Origin of the sequence: Blochmannia endosymbiont of Camponotus sp. (assembly GCF_023586365.1) — a bacterium.
Taxonomy (GTDB): Bacteria; Pseudomonadota; Gammaproteobacteria; order Enterobacterales; family Enterobacteriaceae; genus Blochmanniella.
Map to the genome: position 1 here is coordinate 613,611 of NZ_CP097759.1, position 21,153 is coordinate 634,763.

Sequence of the window (21,153 nt, forward strand, 5' to 3'; positions counted from 1 at the left end):
TAAAAAAAATGATCATACGATAGCAAAATATATCATAAATACATATGATCATCATAAAAAAATATAATTTTCTTTTTCTCTACATAGATTCTCTTAGATAATACGAATTTTATCATTTTAATAATGGCGTATTTCTCATGTCACACTTTCTCTTCAACTTAGAAATACACATCAGCATTATGTTGATTCTCGCATTGATTCTCGTATTTATTTATGAAGCTATTAATGGTTTTCATGATACTGCTAATTCTGTAGTCACAGTAATTTATACCTGTTCGTTACGTTCTCATAACGCAGTATTAATGTCAGGAATATTTAATTTTTTAGGCGTAACATTAAGTGGTTTAAGTGTTGCATATACAATTATCCATTTACTTCCTACATATTTTTTTATGAATACTAATGCTAATCATATTTTAGCTATGATTTTTTCCACATTATTTGCAGCAATACTGTGGAATCTTGGAACGTGGTATTTCAGGTTTCCTACCTCTAGTTCTCATACTCTAATTGGAGCATTAATTGGGATTGGATTAGTGCACGCAATTGTTACGCATTGCCCAATGGTGCAAGGATTGAATATTCCGAAATTAATTAATATTTTTTTATCATTAATAATATCACCGATAATAGGTTTGACGCTAGCTAGAATAATGATGTTAATATTATGTAGATATTGGAATAACAACAAAAAACATAAAAACATTCATATTACTCCAACCCAACAAACACAAAAATATGGAAGACCTCAACCATCATTATGGACTCGTATTATATTAATTTTATCTGCAGCTGGAGTTAGTTTTTCTCATGGAGCAAACGATGGGCAAAAAGGAATTGGGCTCGTTATGTTACTGTTAATAGGAGTAGCTCCGGCAAACTTTATGCTGAATATGCATGCTAGCAATCATGAAATATCTCGCACTCGAAATGCCGTTAGCAATTTTTATGAATATTATACTCAACACTATAATAATTTTAAAACTATCGTGCCATCAGAAATAACATCTATGCCTATATCAATAGCATTAAATCAACTAAAAGGTATCGTTCCTTCCATCAAAGATTCTACGCAAATGTTTGTGAATAACAATAATGTAACATACTTTAACAAATATCTCTCTGCTTCAGAAAAAGAGATACAACTAAGAAAAATTTTTCATGATTTTTCATTAACTCTTACTATTATTAATAACGCTTTATTATTACTTGAAAATTTAGATAGTTATGCTCAATTAAATATAGATCAACGCTCCCAAATGAGACAACTACTCATATATATAGTAGATATTTTAGATCAAATCATAATGCTTCCAGAAACCTCATATAAAAATAAAAATTTTCTTAAACATTTAAAAGAACATTTGCTGAACACAATTGAATATGCACCAACTTGGATTATTTTATCTGTTGCATTGTCATTATCTCTGGGAACGATCATTGGGTGGAAACGGGTTGCTACTACCATTGGTGAAAAAATAGGAAAAAAAGAGATGACTTATGCGCAAGGTTTATCAGCCCAATTAACCACAGCTATATCCATAGGCACAGCAAGTTATGCTGGTATGCCTGTTTCAACGACTCATGTGTTATCCTCATCCATCACAGGAAGCATGCTAATTCGTGGATGGGGAGTACAAGGGAAAACAATAAAAAATATATTAATAACTTGGTCATTAACTGTGCCTGTCTCTATCGTACTAAGCGGGAGTTTTTATTGGGCTGCATTAAGATTATTACACAAATATATTCAAATATAAAACAAATAAAAAAATTAAATCAACACACCTGTCATATTGTTCTATCTTTTTATTAAAAAAGAACATTTTCATTTTAAATGAAATTTAAAAATTAAGAATTTTGTAAGCAATTAAAAATAAATAATATTTATTGGCCATTCCTATTTATTAATTTAACGCTTTTATTTATAGATAACACGATTATCCAAATTTCCTTACACATGACTATCGAAATATCTGGTAGAAAAACTAATGTGAAAAATCTTTTATCGTCAGTATATCGATAATTCTTTTAATCAATAATTTAAAAAACACATATCTTATTTTAAGAAACAAAAATCACATTCTTTATTTACAATAAGAATGAACAAACACCAATCTATCATTCTTAATGTAAGAATGATTCACATATTAAAACAATATTTTTAATAATTTATATATACTTTACTGACATAGAATGGTCAATAGAATCAGAAATCCCATAATACCTTAGCATAGATTCTACTGTCATAGTTTGTGTACAAAATTTTACAAGACATTTCTCCAAATCGATAGTACCCCCCAACGCAAGTATGTCATTAAGAAATAATTTCCCTATTTTCGAATTAAGAACACCTTTTTCTTGAAAACGACACCAAACGTTAGACGCTAACATATCTGCCCATAAATAACTATAATACCCCGCAGAATAATCATCCGAAAAAATATGTAGAAAAGAATTAGGGAACCGATCCCAATCCATTGAGAAATGATGCGTTGATACTTGTTTTATTACTTCGTTAAATATTTTCAATGCACTCCTCTTTTCCCCTGGCATATATTCATGATGTATTCGTAAATCAAATAACCCATATACCACTTGACGTAAAAGATAAGATGATGATTGATATGTTTTTGTTTTTAATAAATTATTTATTATATAATCAGGTAGCGGTTCTTTTTTTTGATAATGCATAGAAATTAATTGTAATACATTAGGGTCCCAACAAAATTTTTCCATAAGTTGACTAGGTAATTCTACTGCATCCCAAGGCACTCCATTAACTCCAGATATTTCCGGAATATCAATACGCGTCATAATATGATGTAGTACATGGCCAAATTCATGAAATAAAGTTATCACATCATGATGCGTCAACAAACATGATGATTTCTGATTTTCTGAACAATTAAAGTTACAAGTTAAGTATGCAATAGGTTTTTGGATAATGGTATTATTTCGATACATCTTACCCACTAATTCATCCATCCAAGCGCCCTCTCGTTTATCGTCTCTAAGATATATATCTAAATAAAATCCTCCCATCCATTCATCTTCTTCATCAAAAATATCAAAAAATTGTACATCAGAATGCCATGTTTCTACGTCATAGCGCTCTTTAATGGTGATTCCATAAATACGATTCACTACTGAAAACATTCCATAAAGTACTGTTTTTTCAGGAAAATAGTAACGTAATTCTTCATTTTTAATAGAAAAAAGATATTGTTTTTGTTTCTCTCCATAATATGCAATATCCCATGGATTTAAAGATACACAAGAACATTTTTTTTTAGCAAAATTTTGTATTTCTAAAAATTCCTTATATTCATAAGCACGTATCTGAATAGATAAATTCATAAGAAAATTAAATACTTGTTCTGGGCTCTGTATCATTCTTTTGGATAAAGATTTTTCAAGATAAGTGTTAAATCCTAATATTTTTGCTAGCTCATAGCGTAATGCAAGAATTTCATCCATTACTAAAGTATTATCCCATTTTCCACTATTGGGTCCTTGATCAGAAGCACGAGTATTAAAAGCCCAATATAGCTCTTTTCTAAGTTCTTGTGTATCGCAATACAAAAGAACTGAAGAATAACTAGGGTATTGCAATGTAAATAACCATCCTTTTTCTCCACGAACTTGTGCTGCTAAGCGAGCAATCTCCAATGTATGCTCTGGTATCCCAGATAGTAATCTTTTTTCAGTAATTAACTTATTCCAACCTAACGTTGCGTCAAACACATTATTAGCATAATTTGAACTCAATCGGGATAATCTAGAAGTTATATGTGCATATATTTTTTTTTTCTGTGGAGATAGATAAATCCCCGAGAACTTAAAATTATGTAAAATATTATTTAATACTTTTTTCTGTATTACGCTCAACTTTTGATAAGAATCTCCATGTTGTAATGCTTGATAAGACTTATACAATCCATCATGTTGATTGATCCAGTTTCTATATTCAAAAATAAACGATAGACTTTCTTCATAAACCTTACGTAATTCTAGGTTATGTTGTACAGAATTTAAATGTGTTATCGGAGACCAAGTACGTTGCAATTCATTTTCTGCAATCATCAATGGATAATATAGCGTATCCCAATTTATACGTCTTTCGGATACAATCTGATTTACCGTATTATAACAATTAGTCAAAACCTTTTGTACAGCCTCTTTTACATGATGTACCTTAATAGAAGAAAATGGAGGAAATATAGAATAATTTAATAACGGATTACTATCCATATAATAAAACCTAAAAAATTTGTAGCTATTATGTCGCCAATTTTAAAATATTCCGTTATATCGAGTGTATATGTGTAACGAGACACATATATATATCTTGAGGATATATTTTTTTAATATCTATTAAATAATCTTAATTACAGTATCATTTCGTATAAATAATTAAATAAAAATACGTTATTAGTTTCATATCGGTGAGGAAGGATTTGAACCTTCGACCTATACGTCCCGAACGTATTGCGCTACCAAACTACGCTACTCACCGTACTATAAGTATAGTCATATATATATAACTTGCGATTTAAATGGAAATATTTTTGCTTTTATTAACACAATTAATAATAATAGAATCTAAAAATTACTCATTCAATCTTATCAATAAAATAAGTACTGAATGTATATTTCGATTATATTATTATAATATCATGTTTTATTAAAAATTAATATATACATAAATATCAATTCAAAAATGCAATTATTTTTATACATTCATTAATAAATAATCTACTTGTATACATTATTTATTAATGAATGTATAATTTGAATTGTTCTTAACATTACTACTCTTAATATTTACATAATTATGGAGAAATTTTATTATGAATTTTATACTGCCTTCTTTAACTTATTCATATGATGCTTTAGAGCCATTTTTTGATGAAAAAACTATGAAGATTCATCATACAAAACACCATCAAACATATATCGATAACACTAATGCAGCACTAATTGACTTGCCTGAATTTTCCAATCTACCTATCATAGAATTAATAAAAAAATTAAACCATTTGCCTAATCACAAAAAAACTATATTACGCAACAATGCTGGAGGACATATCAATCATAGCCTTTTTTGGAAGTATCTTAAAAAGAATACTATACTTCAAGGTTCATTAAAAGACGCAATAGAATATAACTTTTCAAGTATCTCTTCTTTTAAAGATCATTTTGAAAAAACTGCTATCAGTCGTTTTGGATCTGGTTGGATATGGCTCATAAAACAAAATAATATTTTGTCTATAGTATCTACTGCCAATCAAGATAACCCATTAATGGGGGCAGATATCTCCGGAACAAATGGACACCCAATTCTTGGATTAGATGTGTGGGAACACGCTTATTATTTAAAATATCAAAATCGGCGTTTAGATTATATTAGATCATTTTGGAATGTAGTCAACTGGGATGAAGTATGCGCGCAATTTAATCAAATATAAAAATGCTTGTTATTAACTTAAGTTGGGTTATAAGTTTTACATGCATATCAAACATTTGATCATATTCTAGACATCGATTACATTTTGATATAAATGATAATTATCAGTCATGACTTCAGTAGCCCGTAAAGGATGATTACGGGCTACTGAGAACATAATGAATATATACAGATGTACATTTAAACATGTAATAAAGAAATATCTGCCACCTTTAAAAATAAATTTCTAACCTTATTTAGCAAGGTTAATCGATTAATTCTCACATTTTCATTTTCATCCATAATCATAACATTATCAAAAAATGAATTTACTGCGCTCATTATTGTTAATACGACAGTTAGTGCATCATAATAACGATAATCCGCACACAATACTTGCAATCTTTTTTCTATAGAAATTACCTCCATGGCTAAACATATTTCTTCTGGAATTTTTAATAAAAAATACTGCACATCCTCATTATAAGAGATTTTATTTTTTAATAGTATATTAGATATGCGTTTATAAATTAAATTTAATTTAACGTTTTCCTCTTTTTGTAATCCAAAAAAATCAGTGACTGCTTGTATTCGGGCATCGATATCTACTACATTACCAGATTTAACATTTAAAACTGATCTAATAACATCTAATTTATACCCTCTTGAATGATACCACGAAAACAAACGCTTATACATAAAATTATGAATATCATTAATAACTGTCGTATTCATTAATTGTGAACCATATAATTTTACTGACTTTTGTATTAGATCAAATAAGTTTATTGGTAATTTTTTATATATAAGAATACGTAAAATCCCAATTGCAGATCTTTTTAAAGCAAACGGATCTCTATTACCTTTCGGTAACTCTTTAACGCCAAATATACCTGATATAGTATCCATTTTATCTGCAATAGATACAGCACAAGAAATATGAGTAGTAGGAAGTTTATCCTTAGAAAAACGTGGTTTATAATGTTCCTTTTGTGCTAATGCTATTTCTTCTGATTCACCATCACGGCGAGCATAATACATACCAATAGTTCCCTGAGTCGAAGGAAACTCAAATACCATATTGCTCATTAAATCACACTTACATAAATATCCAGCGCGTCTCGTTTGCTTTATATCTATACCTATTTTCTCAGCAATCCATCCAGATAATTCTTCTATACGCCAACTTTTATCACGCAAAGTACCAAGTCTTCTATGAAATAACACAGAATTTAATTTAGGTATGTAATCTTCTAAACGACATGTATTATCTTGCATTAAAAAAAACTCTGCATCCATTAAACGTGGAATTATCACATTTTCATGTCCATTAATAATTTTTTTATAGTTATCTGAAATCGTATTCGATACGAAAATAAAATACGGTAATAAGACTCCATCGATAACATTATATACCGGAAAATACTTTTGATCGTATCTCATAATATGAAGTATTACTTCACGTGGCAATACCAAAAATTTATTATTAAATTGACCAGAAAGAATTACAGGCCATTCTACTAACGAAGTAACCTCTTCTAACAAACTATTTGCATCCTGAACATCTACAACTCCCCCGAGTTTTCTAGCTTCTTTTTCTATCTCTGCGCATATGGTATTTTTACGGGTATCATAATCTGCTATTACCCAACCGTTTTTAATCAAAACATCTGGATAATGATCTGCGTGTTCGAGAGTAATTTTATCGTCTTCCATACATCTATTACCATACAATACTCGATCTGTTTTTATACCAAAAAAACAACCCGGAATAAGATATGTATCTAACAACATAGTTACAGTACGAACAGGGCGAACAAATGGAACATCTATGTCGCTCCAACGCATCATTTCATAATTGCTTAATTTTTCTAAAGCGGAACTAATTATTTTGCACAATAAATATTTTAAATTTTTATGTATTCCTATATTTCTATCACATTCCAATATTTTTTGAAAATTATTAGCACACACATTACTTCTAATATTGATATTATTAACTATATGATTAATTTGAGTATCTGTATTGTTAATATATTTGTCATACGTGTCGCTAGTAGTATCTGATTGATCAACGCATTCAATATTAGTGTTGTTAGAATCACTTTTTATTACTAAATTAGCCTTGACTGCTAAACGACATGAAGATGCAAACCAGTTAACCTTATCGTAAACAAAATTATTTTTTTTAAATCCACTAATAATTTGATAAAAAAAGTCTTTTCCTAATTTTTTTAAAATTTTAGATGGTAACGATTCAGTACCAATTTCTACTAAAAACGTACATACTTTCATTATAAAATTATCCTTTCATTATATTATCATTTCCTCATACACATAGGAAATCCTAATTTTCTACGAGATACATAGTAAGCTTCTGCTATCATTTTTGATAATTTGCGAATACGTAAAATATAATTTTTCCTTTCCGTAATGGAAATTACTTTTCTGGCGTCTAATAAATTAAAAATATGTATTGCTTTTAAAACTCGTTCATATGCTGGCATAAGTAATGGTTGTGTCATAGTAATTAAGTATTTTATCTCATTTTCATATTGACTAAAAATTTTAAATAAAAATTCAATATCCGTATGCTCACAATTATAAATTGATTGTTCTAATTCATTTTGATGAAATAAATCTCCATACGTAACAGGTCCTAATGCACCATAACTCCAAATCAAATCATAGACATGATTTACTCCTTGTAAGAATAAAGATAAGCGCTCTAAACCATAAGTGATTTCTCCAGTAACAGGTCTGCATTCTAATCCACCTATTTGCTGAAAATAAGTAAGTTGTGTAATTTCCATGCCATTCAACCAAACTTCCCAACCTAATCCCCATGCTCCAAGCGTAGGATTTTCCCAATTATCTTCAATAAAAAAAATATCATTTTTTATGTGATTTAATCCAAGTTTTTTTAAAGAATCTAAATATAGTTGCAGCATATTTTTTGGAGAAGGTTTTATAATTACTTGAAACTGATAATATTGTTGCAACTTATTTGGATTGTGACCATATCGACTATCCATCGGGCGGCGAGATACCTGAACATAAGAGACAGCAACAGGTTCTGGGCCAATAGCATTAAAAAAAGTCATAGGATGTGAAGTAGCTGCTCCAACTTCTATATCTAATGGTTGAGCGGCGATACAACCATAACCTTCCCAATAACTTTCTAATGCCCGTATTAGTCCTTGAAAAGTTTTTGTATCATTGTTATCGTGCATTTTATCTTATCTATTAAAAAAATATTGTAAGTTTCACACCTACTTAAAAAAATAAAAATGATTCATTAATTATTATTAATAACATTTATAATGTCATGAAAACTGAATCTATATTTACAGAAAATAGTTGCTATCATGTAATTAAAATATTTTTAAATTAAAAAATCAGTATATATTATACATGTATAGGTCATCACAAAATATCAATGCTTATATTTTTATATCTATTAGTATTAGATGTTATTTTTTCAACACACATATATAATTATGAGATATTTTTAAAATAAATTATTTAAAACACATTGATTCTACATCGGTTTTATAAATATGCTATATAAACGAAATAAAAAAATCCACATTCATATGTCATGAATACCGTGGTTTTGTCCTTAATATCGATAAGAAATTGTATACTGCAGAAATCTACATGCGCTAGGATATAAAAATGATTTCCCGAAAGACACCAATCATAATAATTTCTTATCTAATAATGTTTATTTTTATAATGATCGTGATACCATTGGGTTTATTTCCTTGTTTTTTTTCTGGATTTTTAACTTATGAAATTATAATATCTTTCGCGTCTTACTTTGAACGATTTATTGGAATAAATCGTGCTCGTTGGGTTGCGGTAGCATTCATTCTCATAAGTATATCTATTGTTATAACCATAGGAATTATTAATTGTACTAATTTTTTCTCAGAAGATGTTAATAAAATTAGTATTTCCATTGAAATTAATAGAATCTTCTCTGATTTTAAAAAAAGACTTCCTGATTTTTTACCTTCTTTTTTACCAAACACTACCGAAGAACTAAAAGATCAAATATTTACTTGGATTGAGTCACACTTAATTCTTATTCGAAATATGGGACATACTTTCTTACACGGATTTATTACTTTACTAGTAGGAGTAGTAGTTGGTGTTTTAATATCTTGTTCTAAATCTACACAACAACACACTCATAATACATTTTTTATTACTCAATTATCAGAACGTATATACAATCTTTCTAGGGCGTTTCGTAACATTGTTTTTGCTCAAATTAAAATTTCTTCAGTAAACACATTGTTAACATCTATTATAATTTTTGTTTTATTACCATTAATTGGGCAGTCTTTACCATTAGGAAAGACCTTAACTATCATGACTTTTATTTTGGGTATGTTACCAATTATTGGTAATCTTATTTCCAATATTATGATTACTATTTCGGCTTTATCTATCTCATTAAGCATCGGAGTAATGATGCTCATTTATTTAGTGTTAATTCATAAATTAGAATATTTTCTGAATGCCGAAATTATTGGAAATAAAATCAATGCTAACCCTTGGGAATTGATACTTTCAATGCTTGTACTAGAATCAATATTTGGATTAGAAGGCTTAATAGCAGCTCCAATTTTTTATGCTTATTTAAAAAATGAACTACGTTCGAAAAAATTAATCTGATATTTCAGTATTAAACTAATACACATACGTAACCGATGCTAATTGAACATCAAAAACTAAAAAACAAACCGAGCTCCCGTATATATAACAATTAATAAAGCCCGGCTTGATTATCGCACACATTAACAAATAAATATAACAATAAATTTATCCTATTTAATTTCTATGCGCCTTGGCTTTAATGTATCTGGCAGGATTCTTTCTAAATGTATATAAAGAATTCCATATTCCAAATTTGCGCCTGTTATTTGAATGTGTTCGGATAATTGAAATTTTCTTTCAAAATTATGCTCAGTAATACCCTGATACAAATAATTCTTAGAATTTTGATGAGAATCAATATGTATTCCTTTTACTACTAACATATTATCATGCATTGTAATATCCAACTCACTATTCGTAAAACCGGCTACTACAATAGAAATACAGTATTTGTGTTCGCTCACTAACTCAACATTATAGGGCGGATAACTTCCATTACTTTGTCCAATCTCCAAAAAATTCACTAATCTATCAAATCCAATGACAGAACCATACAATGGTGAAAAATCGAAATTATGCATACATAATACTCCTAATCAAGTGTTTGATAACTTTTATGAATACAAAAAATTAAATAAAGTTTAATTATTAAATCTTTTACTCTAATATCACCCACCTGCATTATAGTACTATTTATACCGATAATATCAATACATAATTACATAATAACAATCTATTGACTCAGAAAACCATTTTTCTATATAAAATTCATATATTAAATTATCTTCATAATTTAATAATCTACATTTGTTGCTTTTAACGCATTCTTTTCAATAAATGCACGTCTTGGTTCCACTAAATCACCCATGAGCGTAGTAAACAAATGATCAGCTTCTATCGCATCTTTTATTGTTACACGCAACATACATCTGTTTTTAGGGTTCATAGTTGTTTCCCATAATTGATCTGGATTCATTTCACCTAGTCCTTTATAGCGTTGTATTATTAATCCTTTTCTAGATTCTTGCATAAGCCATTCCATTGCTTGATCAAAAGAATATACCTGTTTACGAGATATCCCATATTCTATGTACGCATCTGAAAGAAACAACTCGTTCATTCGCATCCCAAAAGAAACTAGTTTTTTATATTCATAACTTTTAATAAAATCTATACCTAATACATAATCTATGTTAATACCGTATGTTCGTATACGTAATATCGGCTCAAAATATTCATTCTCATGATGTTTTAAAATAATAAAATCATAACTACTGCCATATTCTTCAAAACTACTCAAAGAGTCAACTAAAGACCTCATCCATATTTTAACGCTTTCATAACAATAGTATTGTTCCTCGGATAGAACTGAATGATAAATTAGTCTGTTCAATAGTATCTTTGGAAATTGATGTTCCATACGAACAATGATTTTTTGTATTAAATAATATTCAAAAACTAATTGTTCCAATATTTTTCCTTTCAAAGGAGGTGTATCAGGATTAATGTAAAAACAAGAACTTCCTACTGCTATTGATATTTGATATTTACTCATTGCTTCTTCATCTTTAAGATATCGCTCTTGGTGTCCTTTCTGAACTTTATATAAAGGAGGTTGCGCGATAAATATATGTCCTCTTTCAATAATTTCTGGCATCTGGCGATAAAAAAAAGTCAATAACAAAGTCCGAATATGCGCGCCGTCGACATCTGCATCCGTCATAACTATAATATTGTGGTATCTCAATTTATCTGGATTATATTCATTTGGGCCAATTCCACATCCAAGAGCAGTAATCAATGTCATTACTTCCTGAGAAGTCAACATTTTATCGAAACGTGCTTTTTCTACATTCAATATTTTCCCCTTAAGTGGTAGTATTGCTTGATTTTTACGATTTCTACCTTGTTTTGCAGAACCACCAGCAGAATCTCCTTCTACCAAATATAATTCAGAATAAACTGGATTTTTCTCTTGACAATCAGCTAATTTACCTGGAAGAGTTGAAAACTCTGATAAACCCTTACGACGTGTCAAATCTCTAATTTTTCTCGCTGCTTCTCGAGCGCGGGCAGCCCCTATAACTTTATTTACTATATTCTTAGAATCTATTGGATTTTCTAAAAAAAATTCTATTAACTTTTCATAAACTAATGACTCAACAGCGGTTTTCACTTCTGATGACACCAATTTATCCTTAGTTTGAGAAGAAAATTTTGGATCCGGTACTTTAATAGATAATATAGCAACAAGTCCTTCTCTAGCATCGTCTCCTATGGTTACAACCTTAACTTTTCTATTATACCCTTCTTTATCCATATAAAAATGCAGTGTTCTTGTAATAGCAGCTTTTAATCCCGATAAATGAGTTCCTCCATCCCGTTGAGGGATATTGTTAGTAAAAGAATATATCTTTTCTTGAAAGTTATCATTCCATTGTAATGCAACCTCTATATTAATTTCCCCTTTATTACCTAAGCAATAAAATATATTAGGATGGATTGATGTTTTATTGATACTCAAATACTTTACAAAAGCTTTCACTCCACCTGCACAATGAAAATTTTCTTCTTTATTATTGCGACAATCACGCAAAATAATTACGATTCCAGAATTTAAAAACGATAACTCTCGAAAACGTCTAGCTAAAATATCATATTGAAACTCAGTCTTACCTGTAAACGTTTTAAGACTTGGCCAAAACCGCACTATGGTGCCACTATGTTCGCTGTCGCCTATAATTTCTAAAGGTGATAGCGGTTTTCCTTCACAATACACCTGTTTGTAGGTTTTAAAATCTCTTTTTATTACTAACTCCAATCTCTCCGACAATGCGTTTACTACTGACACTCCAACGCCATGCAATCCTCCTGACACTTTATAATTACTGTTGTCAAATTTACCTCCAGCATGCAATATTGTCATAATAACTTCAGCCGCAGATACTCCTTCTTCTTCATGTATACCCGTGGGAATACCACGTCCATCATCCTGAACCGATACTGAATGATCCTGATGAATTATTACTACTATTTTTTTGCAATACCCTGAAATAGCTTCGTCAATAGCGTTATCCACTACTTCAAATACCATGTGGTGCAATCCTGTTCCATCGTCAGTATCCCCAATATACATCCCAGGACGTTTTCGTACTGCATCCAACCCTTTTAAGATCTTAATACTTGAAGAATTATAAGCACTCAACATGATCTTATTCCTGTATAAATACACATATAATATGAACTAATTTTTCCAAAAATACATATAACCAAATATAACTGCAACCGAACTATTACACTTACTAAATATACACGCATATATGCATACATACTTTTTATCATGACGAGAAAAATTTATTTTCATAAGAAAAGTATATCGATTTATACTTTTTTGAATTTTAAATATCTAATCATGTAGATAGTTTATACGTTCTAGTATTATTGTTATTGCGTGCTATCCATTTAATCACAAGTAATAGCCATTAAAATACATGCTAGGTTACAATCTGTAAATCATTATTATACCCGAATTGGCATGACGATATATGTTGCTCCATAATATTTCTCGGTGCCTTCAATTTGCACACTGGATACTTCATCTGTCAAATAAAACCGTAAAAACTGAGTATCCATTACCTGAAGAACATCAATCAAGTAATCTACATTAAAAGATATTTTCGTATTCTGACCTGAATATAAAACATCCAAAATTTCTTCCGATGCTTCATGTTCAAAATTATACGCGGTTATTTTTAATTGATTAGTAATTAATGTAAATTGAACGATACGAAGTTTTTCATTCGTAAGAATAGCTGCACGTTTTAAAGCCTGCTTCAAAATATCGCATTCTACTTCCAAAAAATTTTTTGAACGCTTTACAAAAACATCATGACAATTTGGAAAAATTGCATCAATCAATTTAGAAGTAAAAGTATAATTCTCTGTCTCCATACGAATATTATTATTATTTGTCTGAATATTAACTAATTTTTCTTTAACGTTCAACAAACGTAAGATTTCAATAACGCCCTTACGAGGTATAATCGATGATTGATCAGGTAATAATACATCCATAGTTACTTCACAACTTGCCAACCGATGCCCATCTGTCGCAACAATACGTAAGACATGTTCTTTGGTTTCAAACAGTATACCATTTAGGCAATAACGTACATCTTGATGACCCATAGCAAATTGGGTTAATTCAATCATTTTTTTTAAAGTAGCCTGGGATATAACTAATTTTAAATCATTATCCCATTTTTCTAATTTAGGAAAATCTAACGAAGAAAATGTAGATAAATAAAATTTACTACATCCAGAACAAATAATCAGTTTTTTGTCTTTTGATACTATAGAAATTTTTGATGATTCAGATAAACTTCGACAAATTTCAAAAAACTTACGCCCTGGTACTGTCACAGATCCAATGGGACATGTATCTTGTAATATAATGCGAACTGTTATCTCTATTTCTAAATCTGTAGCAGTAATACATAAGCAGTTATCATTCACTTCTAATAGCACATGAGTTAATATGGGCATTCTTGGGCGCCCGCTAAGAATGCCCACGACTTTTTGCAAAGGTTGATATAATAATTTCCTATCTATTATAAAATTCATAACTAAACTTATTAAAAAGTAACATGTCAAATAATCACATGATGATATGATATCAATTTAAAAATCTCAAACACATATCGCACAATATAATATGCAAAATTGAAACATAAACACATTGACGAATTAAAAACCGAATAATACATTCACGCAAGTAATCACCTTCTATTAGTACTATTCTTACAAAACAATTATTATCGAACATAGTGAAACAAAATTTAAATATTTTGACTTTGTATACTATATCCTATAATATAAGTGTCAATTATCAACGCATGATAATTAACTAACAACAATTAAAAAATTTTATTCTTATTATCAAATAAATACACAAGAATGTAAATATGAAACGCACCTTCCAGCCTTCCATACTAAAACGCAATAGAACGCACGGGTTTAGAGCAAGAATGTCAAGAAGACAAGGCCGTAAAATATTATCAAGGCGTAGGTCTAAAGGGCGCGTTCGATTGGTTGTATCTATTTTAAATATTCACTAAAATTTTATTAGTGCAACCAAATGAATAGAAAATTTTTACCTAAACAAGCACGTTTGTTAACTTTAAATGAGTTTATTTTTGTATTTCAAAAACCAGAACGCGTTAAAACAAGTGGAATCACTTTATTCAGTCGATCCAATCGATTAGGACATCCTCGTATTGGGCTAGCTATCTCAAAAAAATATGTTAAGTGCGCTCATGAGCGCAATAGAATAAAAAGACATATTCGTGAAACTTTTCGTATATATCAACATAACTTATTGGCTAAAGACTTTGTTATAACCATCCGCTCAAAAGAGATTATTCATTATAAAAATCAAACATTGATACAAGAGCTCGAAAAATTATGGTATCGCCATTTGTGTTAATAGAAAAAAGCATAATTTGGCTAATATATGGATACCAAATCAGTATTAGTCCTATATTGGGTCATCGTTGTCGTTTTCAAAAAACATGTTCTCAATATGGGGTGGAATCAATACGTAAATTCGGAGTATTACGAGGTATCTGGATAACATGTATTCGTATATTGCAATGCCATCCTTTAACCTTAAATAACAATGAAGATTTTAAATATTATTCACATTCACATATTCAGGACATAATCAACATGGATTCGCAACGTAATTTCTTTGTGATAGCTTTTCTAATTATGTCATTTATACTATGGCAAATATGGCACACAGAATATCATCAAAGAACTAATATTCAAAAAATAAATATACATGAAAATACATATCCATTAATTCGTTCTGAAGATAATGATGAAATAAAACATGTTAATCACAGAAGTCATATGATTACAGTAAAAACAGACGTGTTGTTATTAAAAATAAATACTTATGGAGGAGATATTGAAGAAGCATATCTAGTGAACTATTTAGAGAATTTACATTCTAAAGAACCTTTTCATTTATTAAGTACTTCACAAGATTTTATATATCAAACAAATAGTGGACTAATAAACGAAAACATACCGGGTAAATCATGTAATAACAAAAAATTTTTGTACACTACCTCAACTGACAAAAGCATATACACCATACCAAAAAATGAAAATAAATTACAATTAACTTTAACACATTACGCTGCCGACGGGATTACATATACTAAGAATTATATTTTTAATAGAAATGACTACTCCATATATGTATCCTATACCGTAAATAATATGAGCACTTATCCATTAAGAATTAAATTGTTTGGTAATATAGTACAATCCGAACACTATCCCAAATCATATAATAACATCGATAACGGAGATAATTTTCCTTTATACTCTTATCGAGGACCAGCATATTCTACTGATAAAAAAAAATATCAAAAATATAGTTTTAAAGATATAAAAAATATGAACTTAAAAATTAATACCTCTACAGGTTGGATAGCAATGTCACAAAAATATTTTGCGACAGCCTGGATACCTCTTACTCAAGGAAATAACACATTTTATGCTACCTACCATAATAATAATAATAGTGCTGCTATAGGTTTTCAATCTGATTCAATATATCTCCCGATAGGAGAAACAGGTAAATTCCAATCTATATTATGGATAGGACCAAAAATTCAAGAAAGAATGAAAGCAATAGCTCCAAATTTAGATCTATTGGTTGACTATGGATGGTTGTGGTTTATCTCCCAACCATTGTTTAAATTATTGAGCTTTATTTACAGTTACATAGAAAATTGGGGTGTATCTATTATCATTATAACATTAATTATACGTCTAACCATGTATCCTTTAACTAAAGCGCAATATACTTCTATGGCAAAAATACGTATGCTACAACCTAAATTATCTATAATACAAGAAGAATATAAACACGACAAATATCGATATCATCAAAAAACTATAGAATTATATAAATTAGAAAAAGTGAATCCATTGGGGGGATGCTTACCTTTATTAATTCAAATGCCAATATTCTTAGCTTTATACTATATGTTGTCAGGTTCTGTAGAATTAAGGCACGCTGAATTTGCTTTCTGGATTCATGATTTATCTGCTCAGGATCCTTATTACATATTACCGATATTAATGGGAATTACTATGTTTTTTATACAAAAAATGTCGCCTACTACAATTACTGATGCAATACAGAAAAAAATGATGACTATCATGTTAATAATTTTTACTATATTTTTTTTATGGTTCCCATCTGGTTTAGTATTATATTATATAGCAAGCAATATAATCACTATTGTCCAACAATACATGATTTATCGAGAACTAGAAAAACGAGGGTTACGCAATAAAAATAACTAATAAAAATATTAAAAAAATTATAATTCAAGTATATATATACTATGTTTTAAAGTAATATAACAACTATGATCTATACAACAGATACAGTGGTTGCTATTTCCACACCTCCAGGCCGTGGAGGTATTGGGGTTATACGAATATCTGGAAAATCCGTTCCTTCAATTGCTCTTAAATTATTAGGAAAAATACCAAATCCCAGAAAGGCAGAATATTTGCCTTTTTTAGACGCGGACGGATCCATATTAGAACAAGTAATAGCCTTGTTTTTTCCCGAACCAAATTCTTTTACCGGGGAAAACATACTAGAAATCCATGGACATGGAGGGCAAATAATTCTAGATATATTATTAGAACGTATTTTAAAAACATCCTCTGATATTCGAATAGCACATCCAGGAGAATTTACCAAACGAGCATTCTTAAATGACAAAATAGATCTTGTCCAAGCAGAAGCAATAGCTGACATTATCGATGCTACTTCATATCAAGCTGCAAAATCAGCATCCAATTCCTTACAAGGAACTTTTTCTCGTAAAATACACATAATATCAGAACAACTTACTAATCTACGCATGTATGCAGAATCATCTATTGACTTTTCAGAAGACGAAATTAGTATTTTACCATATGAAACTATAAAAAAAAAATTAAGGAACATTATAAACGATATACAACACATGTATAAATCAGCCTATCACGGTGTTTTACTCCGTGAAGGGATAAAAATAGTAATTGCTGGAAAACCAAATGCTGGAAAATCTAGTTTATTTAATGCATTAGTTGGGACTGATAGGGCAATTACAAGTACGATATCGGGAACCACCCGAGATACATTACATGAATGTATCCAATTAAATGGAATAGCATTCCATATTACTGATACTGCTGGGCTACAAAAAAAAGGCGATAATGAAATAGAACAAATTGGGATGAAACGTACATGGGAAGAATTAAGTAACGCAGATCATATATTATGGATAATTGATCCTAACGACGAAAAAAATGAGGAACATGACATCACACTAGAACACGTAGAAAAAGTATTATTTTGTAAAAAGAAAAAAACTCCCATCACGGTTATACATAACAAATCTGATTTAACTAAAAATCAAATAGGAATTAGTATACTAAATAATTATACAAATATCACGTTATCAGCTTTATTTGATGATGGAACAGACTTATTAAAAGAATATTTAAGTAATAATATCAAATTTCAAATACAGAAAAATTGTTCTTTCAATCTTTCTGAAAACCAAGGGAATTTCATTGCTCGTAGACGTCACTTAGATGCTCTTGAAAAATCTTCTAAATGCCTTTTGTCTGCTCAAACACAACTATTATCTGCTATGTCGATCAATGAACTTTTTGCTGAAGATCTTGGGTTAGCACATAAGGAATTAAGCAAAATTTTCGGAAAGTTTACTCCTGATGATTTATTAACAAGAATATTCTCTACATTTTGTATTGGAAAATGATGACTTATAAACTCACAAGTAATTTACAAATATTTTAATAAATATAAATTTCGAATGATACCGTTTCTTTGCTACGATTACATATAGACTACAGATCAATAAATTATAATTCAAACCAATATACACATTTGACAGTGATATATAACTAATTTATTAGTAAACTGTGTAATACAATGTTTAATTGACGAATAATTCTTGAATAATAAAAAAATAAAATTATTTTTTATTTTTTTGATCGCTTCCGATTTAATATAGAAAATTGTCGTATTCTACTAATAATAGTTTCACTAGCTGGCACATCTCGAGTTACTGTAGTTCCAGCTCCAATAGTCGCCTGTTTTCCAATAGTAACTGGAGCCACCAGCTGACTATCAGCTCCAATAAAAACATCATCACCAATAATCGTTTGATGTTTCTTGATGCCATCGTAATTGCAAATAATAGTACCAGCCCCTATATTTACTTGATCACCAATTTCTGCATCACCTAAATAACTAAGGTGTTTGACCTTGGATTTCTCGCCCAACCGAGTATTTTTTATCTCTACAAAATTTCCCACATGACTTTTTTCTTTTAATTCAGTTCCCGGTCTCAACCGAACAAATGGTCCAACTTTGCTTTGGAAACTTATTTTTGTATTTTCAATAATTGAAAACGGGTATATCTCTACATCATCTGCAACTACCGTGTCTTTCAATATACAACTTGCTCCTATTTTAACTCTATTCCCCAAAGAAACATGTCCCTTAATGATCACATTAATATCAATATACACATCCTTCCCATGTACTAATGTTCCTCGTAAATCAAACCTATTTGGATCAATAATCATCAACCCTGATGATAACAAATATTGTACTTTTCTTTGTTGATATCGTTTATCTAAATAAACAAAATCTGATTTGCTATTTACTCCCATTATTTCAAATGTATCAGTAGGACACATAGTATGTATACTGTAACCTGATTGATGAGCTATCTGCACTATATCTGTTAAATAAAATTCATTTTTTGACTTATGAGTTGTTAATGCGCTTAACCAACACTTTAAATGATCAGAAATAGCAATAAAAATACCAGTACTGACTTCCTTAATTTTTTTTTGGTCATCATTGATGATATCATCATGTTCTATAATTCTGACAACACTTCCTTCCTGGTTCCGAATAATACGTCCGTATCCTTTTGGGTTAGATAGTGTAGCAGTTAACATACTTATATCACATTGGGATTTAATGGCATGCAATCGTTGTAATGTTTGATAAGAAACAAAAGGAACATCACCATATAAAACAAGAACTTCTTCACCATCACTAATGACGGGTAACACTCTCCGAACAGCATCTCCAGTCCCAACAAGATCATTTTGCAATATCCAATGCACAGGAATTTTGTATTGATCTGTATTAATTTTTTTTATTATCATTTCTCCTTTGTATCCATATACCACATATATGGACCTAACGCCTACCTGTATTACAGAATCAATTAAATGTTGTAACATACACTTACCACCAATTTGGTACAACACCTTTGGCGTATCAGACAACATTCTGTTACCTCTACCAGCAGCAAGGATAATCGCGCTGAAATTAATATACGACATAATCTTTATATATTTCTTATGATTCTTATTTTTAGTTATAAACTATTCTTATTACATTAAATATATAACTCGCATACATAAACAGAAAAATTATTTATACAACAAATAGAAATATTATTACTAGTTACATATTCTTATTTTTTTTAGTTAATTCCATTAATCTCAATTTTGCAATGGCTTTAGATATATCTGAAGTTATTTTAATATAATCTATATCAAAACTATGTCGATAATTTTTAATATGTTTTTCAGCTTCATATTTAGCTTCTCTGGCCTTTTTTTCATCTAATTCTTCCGCTCGAATGGCTGTATCCGCCAATATCGTCACTATATTTCTCTGAACCTCAAGTATACCTCCCGATATATACACATATTCTTCATTATCATATGATTTTACTATGCGCAATACTCCTGGCTTAATCGCCGTAAGTAACGGAGTATGACCTGGAAAAATACCCATCTCACCTTCAATACCTGTTACTTGAATTTTACGAACTACACCAGAGAAAATTTTTCTTTCAACAGAAACAACAGTTAAATGATAAGTACATTCAGACATTCTGATC

Annotated in this window: 15 protein-coding genes and 1 tRNA gene; 7 read left to right on the forward strand and 9 right to left on the reverse strand. The window is 29.7% G+C overall.

The window, feature by feature from the left end:
* Positions 1-137: 137 nt before the first annotated feature.
* A complete protein-coding gene (locus M9407_RS02585; protein ID WP_250236925.1) occupies positions 138-1,760 on the forward strand; it encodes an inorganic phosphate transporter in 1,623 nt (540 codons plus the stop codon).
* Between the two features lie 412 nt (positions 1,761-2,172).
* Here the strand turns inward: M9407_RS02585 and M9407_RS02590 are convergent, their stop codons facing one another.
* Positions 2,173-4,254 (reverse strand): M3 family metallopeptidase, encoded by a 2,082-nt coding sequence (locus M9407_RS02590; RefSeq protein WP_250236926.1) that lies wholly within the window; start codon positions 4,252-4,254, stop codon positions 2,173-2,175.
* Between the two features lie 191 nt (positions 4,255-4,445).
* Positions 4,446-4,519, reverse strand: a tRNA-Pro gene (locus M9407_RS02595).
* A gap of 334 nt (positions 4,520-4,853) precedes the next feature.
* On the opposite strand from M9407_RS02595, the gene M9407_RS02600 reads away from it, so the two are divergent.
* The gene (locus M9407_RS02600) at positions 4,854-5,471 is read left to right on the forward strand and encodes a Fe-Mn family superoxide dismutase (RefSeq protein WP_250236928.1); all 618 of its coding nucleotides are present in this window, start codon (positions 4,854-4,856) and stop codon (positions 5,469-5,471) included.
* Positions 5,472-5,650: 179 nt separating this feature from the next.
* Here M9407_RS02600 and glyS read toward each other — a convergent pair whose 3' ends face one another.
* Positions 5,651-7,744 (reverse strand): glycine--tRNA ligase subunit beta, encoded by a 2,094-nt coding sequence (gene glyS / locus M9407_RS02605; RefSeq protein ID WP_250236929.1) that lies wholly within the window; start codon positions 7,742-7,744, stop codon positions 5,651-5,653.
* Between the two features lie 26 nt (positions 7,745-7,770).
* Positions 7,771-8,682 carry a glycine--tRNA ligase subunit alpha gene (glyQ, locus tag M9407_RS02610; RefSeq protein ID WP_250236930.1) on the reverse strand — a complete coding sequence of 304 codons (912 nt, stop codon included), beginning with the start codon at positions 8,680-8,682 and terminating at the stop codon, positions 7,771-7,773.
* Positions 8,683-9,127: 445 nt separating this feature from the next.
* Between glyQ and M9407_RS02615 the strand changes: the two genes are divergently transcribed.
* Positions 9,128-10,135, forward strand: coding sequence for an AI-2E family transporter (locus tag M9407_RS02615; protein ID WP_250236931.1), 1,008 nt, complete (start codon positions 9,128-9,130; stop codon positions 10,133-10,135).
* Positions 10,136-10,287: 152 nt separating this feature from the next.
* On the opposite strand, the gene M9407_RS02620 is transcribed toward M9407_RS02615, so the two are convergent.
* From M9407_RS02620 to dnaN, 3 genes are all read right to left on the reverse strand, one after another.
* The gene (locus M9407_RS02620; RefSeq protein WP_250236932.1) at positions 10,288-10,698 is read right to left on the reverse strand and encodes an Hsp20 family protein; all 411 of its coding nucleotides are present in this window, start codon (positions 10,696-10,698) and stop codon (positions 10,288-10,290) included.
* 212 nt (positions 10,699-10,910) lie between these two features.
* A complete protein-coding gene (gene gyrB / locus M9407_RS02625; protein ID WP_250236933.1) occupies positions 10,911-13,325 on the reverse strand; it encodes a DNA topoisomerase (ATP-hydrolyzing) subunit B in 2,415 nt (804 codons plus the stop codon).
* Positions 13,326-13,636: 311 nt separating this feature from the next.
* A complete protein-coding gene (gene dnaN / locus M9407_RS02630) occupies positions 13,637-14,740 on the reverse strand; it encodes a DNA polymerase III subunit beta (RefSeq protein ID WP_250236934.1) in 1,104 nt (367 codons plus the stop codon).
* Between the two features lie 341 nt (positions 14,741-15,081).
* On the opposite strand from dnaN, the gene rpmH reads away from it, so the two are divergent.
* The 4 genes from rpmH to mnmE all read left to right on the forward strand — a co-directional run bounded on the left by rpmH (position 15,082) and on the right by mnmE (position 18,981).
* Positions 15,082-15,234 (forward strand): 50S ribosomal protein L34, encoded by a 153-nt coding sequence (rpmH, locus tag M9407_RS02635; RefSeq protein WP_250236936.1) that lies wholly within the window; start codon positions 15,082-15,084, stop codon positions 15,232-15,234.
* Between the two features lie 20 nt (positions 15,235-15,254).
* The gene (gene rnpA, locus M9407_RS02640; protein WP_250236937.1) at positions 15,255-15,602 is read left to right on the forward strand and encodes a ribonuclease P protein component; all 348 of its coding nucleotides are present in this window, start codon (positions 15,255-15,257) and stop codon (positions 15,600-15,602) included.
* Positions 15,581-17,503 carry a membrane protein insertase YidC gene (gene yidC, locus M9407_RS02645; RefSeq protein WP_250236939.1) on the forward strand — a complete coding sequence of 641 codons (1,923 nt, stop codon included), beginning with the start codon at positions 15,581-15,583 and terminating at the stop codon, positions 17,501-17,503. The genes rnpA and yidC overlap by 22 nt, the downstream gene beginning before the upstream one ends.
* Positions 17,504-17,571: 68 nt before the next feature.
* On the forward strand, positions 17,572-18,981 hold the full coding sequence (gene mnmE, locus M9407_RS02650; RefSeq protein WP_250237420.1) for a tRNA uridine-5-carboxymethylaminomethyl(34) synthesis GTPase MnmE: 1,410 nt from the start codon (positions 17,572-17,574) through the stop codon (positions 18,979-18,981).
* Positions 18,982-19,204: 223 nt separating this feature from the next.
* Here the strand turns inward: mnmE and glmU are convergent, their stop codons facing one another.
* Together glmU and M9407_RS02660 are read right to left on the reverse strand one after the other, a co-directional pair.
* Positions 19,205-20,587: a bifunctional UDP-N-acetylglucosamine diphosphorylase/glucosamine-1-phosphate N-acetyltransferase GlmU gene (gene glmU, locus M9407_RS02655; protein ID WP_250236940.1), complete on the reverse strand. Its 1,383-nt coding sequence runs from the start codon at positions 20,585-20,587 to the stop codon at positions 19,205-19,207.
* A gap of 124 nt (positions 20,588-20,711) precedes the next feature.
* Positions 20,712-21,146: a F0F1 ATP synthase subunit epsilon gene (locus M9407_RS02660; protein WP_250235137.1), complete on the reverse strand. Its 435-nt coding sequence runs from the start codon at positions 21,144-21,146 to the stop codon at positions 20,712-20,714.
* Positions 21,147-21,153 lie beyond the last annotated feature (7 nt).